This is a genomic window from Caulobacter sp. GW456-12-1-14-TSB4 (assembly GCF_059424195.1).
Genome location: NZ_JBWKZF010000033.1, coordinates 1 through 7,017 on the forward strand (window position 1 = coordinate 1; position 7,017 = coordinate 7,017).

Sequence of the window (7,017 nt, forward strand, 5' to 3'; positions counted from 1 at the left end):
CGATGCGTATCCGCATCGCGCCACCTCCCCCGCAGGCGGGGGAGGAGAGGGTTGTATCTCCTCACCCGTGAAACGGGGGAGGTGGATCGCCGCGGATACGCGGCGAGACGGAGGGGGCGCTTGGGTCGGGCCCTGTGGATAACCTCTACTTCCCAAAACCCGCCGTCACGACCGCCCGCGCCACATCCGCCAGCACGGCGCTGCGCACGTCGTCGTCCGCCGAGCCCTTGTCGTGGAACGCCGCGATGAACAGCGGCTTGCGCCCCGGCGGCCAGATCACCGCGATGTCGTTGGTGGTTTCCTTGCCGTTGTTGCCGGTCTTGTCGCCGACCTTCCAGCCGCGCGGCAGGCCGGCGCGCAGGCGCTTGTCGCCCGTGCGGTTGGCCACGACCCAGGCGGTCAGCTGCTTGCGGGAGGCGGGCGAGAGGGTGTCGGTGGTCAGCAGGGTCTTCCAGGTCTCGACGATGGCCGTGGGTGTGGTGGTGTCGCGCGGGTCGTCCTCGGCGCCGGTGTTGAGCTCGGGCTCGCGGCGGTCGCAGCGGGTGGTCTGGTCGCCGAGGGCGCGCAGGAAGCGGGTCAGTGCGGCGGGGCCCTCCAGCGCATCGAGCAGCAGGTTGGCGGAGGCGTTGTCGCTCCAGATGATCGTGGCCTCGCACAGCGCGCCGACAGTCATGCCTTTGCCGAGGTTTTTCTCGACCACCGGCGAATTGCCCATCAGCACATCGGGGCCGTAGCCGATCTTCCGGTCCAGGCGCTCGCGGCCCTGGTCGACGCGGCGCAGGATGGCGGCCGCCAGGGGCATCTTGAAGGTGCTGCACATGCGGAAACGCTGGTCGCCGCGCCAGGCGAACCGGCGGCCGTCGTGGGTGTCCAGCACGGCCACGCCCAGGCGACCGCCGCTGCGCTGCTCCAATTCGCTGATACGTGAGCTAAGAGCGGAGGTCGGGGCGCTGGTGAACACGGCGGCTTGCGAGAGCGCAGGCGTGAGGGCGGGCGCGGCCGCCAGGGCCGTTAAGAACTTGCGACGATGAAGCATTGGGTCGGTCTCCTTGCCCGCGAAACCTGCCTGGGGCTGGCGCCGCCCGCAAACGACGATACCTTGGCGGAGCCCCTAGATAGATTTGGGTCATTCTTAATGAGCCGCGCCCAACTGCCCCTCAACGCCCTGCGCGCCTTCGAGGCCTCGGCCCGGCACCTGTCGTTCACGCGGGCGGCGATCGAGCTGTGCGTGACCCAGGCCGCGGTCAGCCATCAGGTGAAGGGCTTGGAGGCGCGGCTGGGCGCGGCCTTGTTCCGCCGCCTGCCGCGCGGCCTGGCCTTGACCGACGAGGGCCTGGCCCTGCTGCCCAGCGTACGCGACTCGTTCGACAAGCTGGGTGACGTGCTGGCGCGGTTCGAGGGCGGCCGGGTGCTGGAGGTCTTGAGCGTCGGCGTGGTGGGCACCTTCGCGGTGGGCTGGCTGCTGCCGCGCCTTCCCGCCTTCCGAGAGACCCATCCGTTCGTCGACCTGCGGATCTTCACCAACAACAACCGCACCGACCTGGCGGGGGAGGGGCTGGACTGCGCGGTGCGGTTCGGCGACGGCGCCTGGCACGGCACCGAGGCCGCGCCGCTGTTCGAGGCCCCGATGAGCCCGCTATGCTCGCCGGCCGTGGCCGAGCGCTTGGCCGGTCCCTCCGACCTGTTCGGCGAGACCCTGTTGCGCAGCTATCGCGCCGCCGACTGGCCCGACTGGTTCGCGGCCGCGGGCTTGTCGCCGCCGCCGATCCGTGGGCCTGTGTTCGACAGCTCGTGGGTGATGGTCGAGGCGGCTCTGCAAGGCGCCGGCGTGGCCCTGGCGCCGCCGATGATGTTCGAGCGTCCTCTGCAGGAGGGGCGGCTGATCCGGCCCTTCGAGACTCAGGTCAGCGCCGGCCGCTATTGGCTGACCTGGCTGAAATCCAGGGCCCCGACTCCGGCCTTGCGGGCCTTCCAGGCGTGGCTTTCGGGTCTCTGCGAAAACTAAATAATCTTCGGAACCAAACTCCGGACACAGCGCTTGCGCGCGGTATAGAAGTCCACGAAAAGAGCTTGAGTATCAATGGCATAGCTTGACCCAGGAGCGCCGGAATCGCGCCCATCTTTGGTCAAGTTCTGCTGTCCGATTTGCCAATGCGAGCGTTGCAGGACGTCCCGCAACCCCATTCTACGGACGAGACCCAAACAATGATAGCAAGCACCAAGACCCTGATGGTCGCCGCCGCCCTGGTGATGGGCGGCCTGTCGGTCAGCGGCTGCGCGACCAAGAAATACGTCAACACCCAGGTCGGCGCGGTCAATGAGCGGGTCAGCGCTCATGACACGCAGATCGGCGAGCTGGACAAGACCTCCAAGGACGCGCTGGACCGCGCCATCGCCGCCGGCAAGCTGGCCGAGGGCAAGTTCCAGTACGCCCTGGTGCTGAGCGACGACTCCGTGAAGTTCCCGGTCAACGCCGCGAACCTCTCGCCGGAAGCCGAGCAGCGCCTGTCGGAGTTCACCGAGAAGCTGAAGGCCGACAACAAGAACGTGTACCTGGAGATCCAGGGCCACACCGACAATTCGGGCTCGAAGGAATACAACGACGAGCTCGGCGAGAAGCGCGCGGAAACCGTGCGCAAGTTCCTCAGCGTCCACGGCGTCGCCCTGAACCGCATGGCCACGATCTCGTACGGCCAGGACGCCCCAGTCGCCCCCAACGAGTCGCGTGAGGGCCGGGCCCAGAATCGCCGCGTCGTGGTGATGGTGCTCAGCTAGTTTCGCGTTCCAGGCGGTTTCCCACCGGTGCGCATCAACCCGGTAGGAAACCGTCAGGGCGGACTCGTCGGCGCGGGAGTGAGCGCCGCGCCGACGAGCTTTCCGCTTTAAGCGGTTTTGAGGCGAGCCGCCGGCTCGCTGCGCGACAGGTTAGGATAGAGCTTGGCCTTGGCGGCCAGGGCGCCGTCCCAGTCGGCCGCGTCGGGCAGCGACGGGATCGTCACCAGCTCGCCTTGGTCGAAGCCGGCCAGCGCCGCATCGACCATGTCATCGACGCCCATGATCATGCCGGGGTCCATCGCATTGATGTCCGAACCCGAGCGTTCCCAGATCTCGGTACGCGTGGCGCCCGGCAGCACCGCCTGCAGACGCACGGCCGACTCGCCGAACTGCACGCGCAGGCCTTGGGTCAGATAGGTCACGAAGGCCTTGGTCGCGCCGTAGACCGGCATGTTCAGCTCCGGCATCAGCCCGACCACCGAGGCCAGGTTGACGATCGCGCCCTTGTTGCGCGGCAGGAAGTTGCGGGCCGCCGCCGAGGCGAGACGGGTCACGGCCGTGATGTTCAGCTGGATCATCTTCTCGAAGGCGTCCGGATCGGAGCCGACGAAGTCGTTGGAACCGGCGACGCCGGCGTTGTTGATCAGGGCGGTAATGTTGGCGTCGGTGGCCAGGCGCTGTTCCAGCTTCGAAAGGTCGGCCTTGTCGGTCAGGTCGGCCTTGATGACCTCGACCTTGACGCCGGTCTGGCCGCGCAGACGCTCGGCCAGGGCGTTCAGGCGGGCTTCGTCGCGGGCGACCAGGATCAGGTCGTAGCCGCGCTTGGCCAGACGGTCGGCATAGGTGGCGCCGATGCCGGTGGAAGCGCCGGTGATCAGGGCTTTTCCTTGGGCGATTGGGCCCTTGTTCGAGGTGGTCATGGTGTGGTTCCTCATCGATCTTGCCGAGGCCCCATCGGTCCGGCGTGACCCCTAGCTATGAGGTAACTTGCAAATCGCAAGTGACTCACCAAATTATTTCCATGGCCGCTTCGCAAATCCCTCCCCAGCCTTCTTTCGAGAGCTTGTCCTCCGCCGCGAGCAGCTCGCGGTACAAGCAGTGCCCGCTTGGGCGCACGCTGGAGCGGGTGGGCGATCCCTGGTCGTTCCTGATCCTGCGCGACGCCTCCCAGGGCCTGACCCGGTTCGACCAGTTCGAGAAAAGCCTGGGCGTCGCCCCCAACATCCTGACCAAGCGACTGGCGGGACTGGTCGAGGGCGGCCTGCTGGAGAAGCGCCGCTACAACGAGCGGCCGCCGCGTTACGAATATGTGCTGACCGAGCTGGGGCGCGATTTCCAGTCGGTGCTGACCGCGCTGATGGCGTTCGGCAACCGCCACTTCTTCCCCGACGGCGTGGCCAGCGCCCTGTTCGATGTCGAAACCGGACTGCCGGCCGAGCCGGTGCTGGTCGACAAGGTCAGCGGCAAGCCGATCGACGGCCATCACTTCGCCTATGGCGCTGGCCCGGCGGCGGAGCAGGACGTGCTGGACCGCGTGGCGTTCGTGGCGGAGCAGCGGGAGAAGGTCTAGGCGATCAGGTCCGGGTCGTTCCGCTTCAGCCAGGCGGCCGCGTAGGAGCACAGCGGGGTGATCCGCATGCCCTCGGCGCGCGCCGTCTCCGCGACCTTGGTCATCAGCCGTCCGGCGGCGCCGGTGCCGCGCAGGGCCGGATCGGCCTCGACGTGCGGGATCACCAGCCGATGGCCCGAGCGCTGATAGTCGGCCACGGCCAGCAGGCCATCGACCTCCAGCTCGTAGCGGCTGTGTTCGGGGTTGTGGCGGAAGGTGTCGGTCATGCTGGGTGAACGCGCCTTGCTCTGATCTGATCCTCCCCCTTTGGGGGAGGTGGCCCAGAGGGCCGGGGGGGGGCAGCTCGGCCTAAGCCCAGATGGCCCCCTCAGTCGCTCCGCGACAGCTCCCCCAGAGGGGGAGCATCTTAGATGGGCTAGACCAGCTCGATCGCCATCGCCGTGGCTTCGCCGCCGCCGATGCAGAGCGACGCCAGGCCCTTGGTCTTGCCCCGCGACTGCAGCGCGTTGATCAGCGTGCACAGGATACGCGCACCGCTCGCCCCGATCGGGTGGCCCAGGGCGCAGGCGCCGCCGTTGACGTTGAGCTTGTCGGCATCGATGCCCAGTTCCTGCTGGGCGATCATCGGCACCACGGCGAAGGCTTCGTTGATCTCGAAGAGGTCGACGTCGTCGATGCTCCAGCCGGCCTTCTTCAGCGCCTTGCGCATGGCCGGCACCGGGGCGGTGGTGAACAGGCCCGGCTCGTGGGCGTGGGCGGCGTGGCTGACCACGCGGGCCAGGATCGGCAGGCCTAGGGCCTTGGCGACACTCTCGCGGGTCATGACCAGGGCGGCGGCGCCGTCGCTGATCGAGGAGCTGTTGGCCGCGGTCACCGAGCCGTCGCGGCTGAAGGCCGGGCGCAGGGTCGGGATCTTGGCCGGATCGGCCTTGCCGGGCTGCTCGTCGGTGTCGATCACCTCGGTCCCCTTGCGGGTGACGACGGTGACCGGGACGATCTCGGCCTTGAACGCGCCGCTCTCGACGGCGGCCTTGGCCTTCATCAGGCCCTTGGTCGCGTAGTCGTCCATGGCCTCGCGGGTGAACTGGTACTGGTCGGCGGTCTCCTGGGCGAAGGCGCCCATCAGCTTGCCGGTGGTGTAGGCGTCTTCCAGCCCGTCCAGGTACATCGAGTCCCACATCTGGTCGTGGCCGATGCGGGCGCCGCCGCGGTGCTTGGACATCAGGTAGGGCGCGCCGGTCATGCTCTCCATGCCGCCGGCCACGACGACGTCGACCGAGCCGGCCTTCAGCGCGTCATGAGCCATGATCGCGGCCTGCATGCCGCTGCCGCACATCTTGTTGACGGTGGTGGCCTCGACGGAAAGCGGCAGGCCCGCGCCCAGCGCCGCCTGGCGGGCCGGGGCCTGGCCGAGACCGGCCGGCAGCACGCAGCCCATGAAGATCTGCTCGACCTTGTCGCCCGCCACGCCGGCCCGCTCGATGGCCGCCTTGACCGCCGTCGCGCCCAGCTCGGTGGCCTTCACCCCGCCCAGGGCGCCTTGGAAGCCGCCCATCGGCGTGCGGGCGTAGGAGACGATGACGACGGGATCGGACGCGGACATGGTTTAGCTCCCTGAAGCGGTATTTTGGGCGAGATAGGCCCTGATCACCCGCTCATGCGCAAGTGGGTTGCGAGGATGTGATGGGAAAGGGGCGAGGCGCTGCGGATCGAGATCGCCGCGCCTCGCCAGTCCTGCAATAACCGAGAGAGTCAATTGCGATAAAAAACCTACCTTGGTTCATATTCAAACGCAACGCTCTCTTGCTTTCCCTCGCGGAACGCCGCACCCTTCGAAAATGGGTCGCACAGCTGACTATACGAACGAACGTTGCTCGGTCGCCGCCACGCTGGAAGTCGTGGGCGATCCGTGGACGCTGCTGATCCTGCGCGACGCCTTCGCCGGGGTGAAACGCTTCGAGCAGTGGCAGGAACGCCTGGGCGTGGCCCGCAACGTCCTGGCCGCGCGCCTGAAGACCCTGGTCGCCCACGGGGTCATGGAGACCCGGCGCTATTCCGAGCGTCCGCCGCGTCACGAATACTGGCTGACCGAGAAGGGCCTGGCCCTGTCGCCGGTGCTGCTGACCATGTCGGAGTGGGGCGATCGCTACGTCTATGGTCGCGACCAGTCGCCGGTGCTGTTCAACCACAAGGGCTGCGGCTGCGCCTTCCACCCGGTGCTGGCCTGCGAGGCCTGCGGCGAGGTCGTCCAGCGCCGCGACCTGGAACGCAGCGCGCCGCCCGAGCGCGGCCTGACCGTCGGCGAGGCGCTGGAAGCCGCCAAGATCGCGGCGGAATGAGCCGCTACCGCTTCCACGTTCACCTTACCAAGCCCGACTACCGCCTGGTCACCGCCGACGGCGCGCCGTTCCCGGCGGACGGCCGCGAGGAAGACTGGCGCTTCACCCGCGCCCGCGAGCGCGCGGACACCAATCCTGATGTCGCCCGGCTGGTTGATGAGACGGGTTATTGCCTGTTCCGGATTGGGCTGACGTTCGACGCGATCGACTGAACCTCCAAATACCGATCTCCCCGGCGAAAGCCGGGGCCCAGATCGAACCCACTAAGCTTGCTGTTCGCACTGGGCGCCCGATCGCGAACACCCCCAGACGCTCAGGCTGTATCTGGGCCCC

At 67.9% G+C, this 7,017-nt stretch carries 9 protein-coding genes; 5 read left to right on the forward strand and 4 right to left on the reverse strand.

What is annotated here, in order from left to right; all coding sequences use genetic code 11:
• Window positions 1-145: 145 nt before the first annotated feature.
• Window positions 146-1,036: a class A beta-lactamase gene (gene bla, locus AC07YH_RS22640; RefSeq protein ID WP_494749177.1), complete on the reverse strand. Its 891-nt coding sequence runs from the start codon at window positions 1,034-1,036 to the stop codon at window positions 146-148.
• A 99-nt stretch (window positions 1,037-1,135) separates the two neighbouring features.
• Between bla and AC07YH_RS22645 the strand changes: the two genes are divergently transcribed.
• Window positions 1,136-2,005, forward strand: a complete 870-nt coding sequence (locus AC07YH_RS22645) for a LysR family transcriptional regulator (protein ID WP_494749178.1) — start codon at window positions 1,136-1,138, stop codon at window positions 2,003-2,005.
• Between the two features lie 200 nt (window positions 2,006-2,205).
• Window positions 2,206-2,775, forward strand: a complete 570-nt coding sequence (locus AC07YH_RS22650) for an OmpA family protein (protein WP_494749179.1) — start codon at window positions 2,206-2,208, stop codon at window positions 2,773-2,775.
• Between the two features lie 107 nt (window positions 2,776-2,882).
• Here AC07YH_RS22650 and AC07YH_RS22655 read toward each other — a convergent pair whose 3' ends face one another.
• Window positions 2,883-3,695: an SDR family NAD(P)-dependent oxidoreductase gene (locus tag AC07YH_RS22655; protein WP_494749180.1), complete on the reverse strand. Its 813-nt coding sequence runs from the start codon at window positions 3,693-3,695 to the stop codon at window positions 2,883-2,885.
• Between the two features lie 143 nt (window positions 3,696-3,838).
• Here AC07YH_RS22655 and AC07YH_RS22660 point away from each other — a divergent pair, with 143 nt between their 5' ends.
• Window positions 3,839-4,345 carry a winged helix-turn-helix transcriptional regulator gene (locus AC07YH_RS22660; protein WP_494749181.1) on the forward strand — a complete coding sequence of 169 codons (507 nt, stop codon included), beginning with the start codon at window positions 3,839-3,841 and terminating at the stop codon, window positions 4,343-4,345.
• Here AC07YH_RS22660 and AC07YH_RS22665 read toward each other — a convergent pair.
• Both AC07YH_RS22665 and AC07YH_RS22670 read right to left on the reverse strand, forming a co-directional pair.
• Window positions 4,342-4,611: a GNAT family N-acetyltransferase gene (locus AC07YH_RS22665; protein WP_494749182.1), complete on the reverse strand. Its 270-nt coding sequence runs from the start codon at window positions 4,609-4,611 to the stop codon at window positions 4,342-4,344. The two genes, AC07YH_RS22660 and AC07YH_RS22665, sit on opposite strands and share 4 nt — an antisense overlap.
• Before the next feature lie 149 nt (window positions 4,612-4,760).
• Window positions 4,761-5,948 (reverse strand): acetyl-CoA C-acyltransferase, encoded by a 1,188-nt coding sequence (locus AC07YH_RS22670; protein WP_494749183.1) that lies wholly within the window; start codon window positions 5,946-5,948, stop codon window positions 4,761-4,763.
• Between the two features lie 235 nt (window positions 5,949-6,183).
• Here AC07YH_RS22670 and AC07YH_RS22675 point away from each other — a divergent pair, with 235 nt between their 5' ends.
• Together AC07YH_RS22675 and AC07YH_RS22680 are read left to right on the forward strand one after the other, a co-directional pair.
• Window positions 6,184-6,684: a winged helix-turn-helix transcriptional regulator gene (locus AC07YH_RS22675; protein ID WP_125156037.1), complete on the forward strand. Its 501-nt coding sequence runs from the start codon at window positions 6,184-6,186 to the stop codon at window positions 6,682-6,684.
• A complete protein-coding gene (locus AC07YH_RS22680) occupies window positions 6,681-6,896 on the forward strand; it encodes a hypothetical protein (protein ID WP_494749184.1) in 216 nt (71 codons plus the stop codon). The genes AC07YH_RS22675 and AC07YH_RS22680 overlap by 4 nt, the downstream gene beginning before the upstream one ends.
• The last annotated feature ends 121 nt before the right edge of the window (window positions 6,897-7,017 follow it).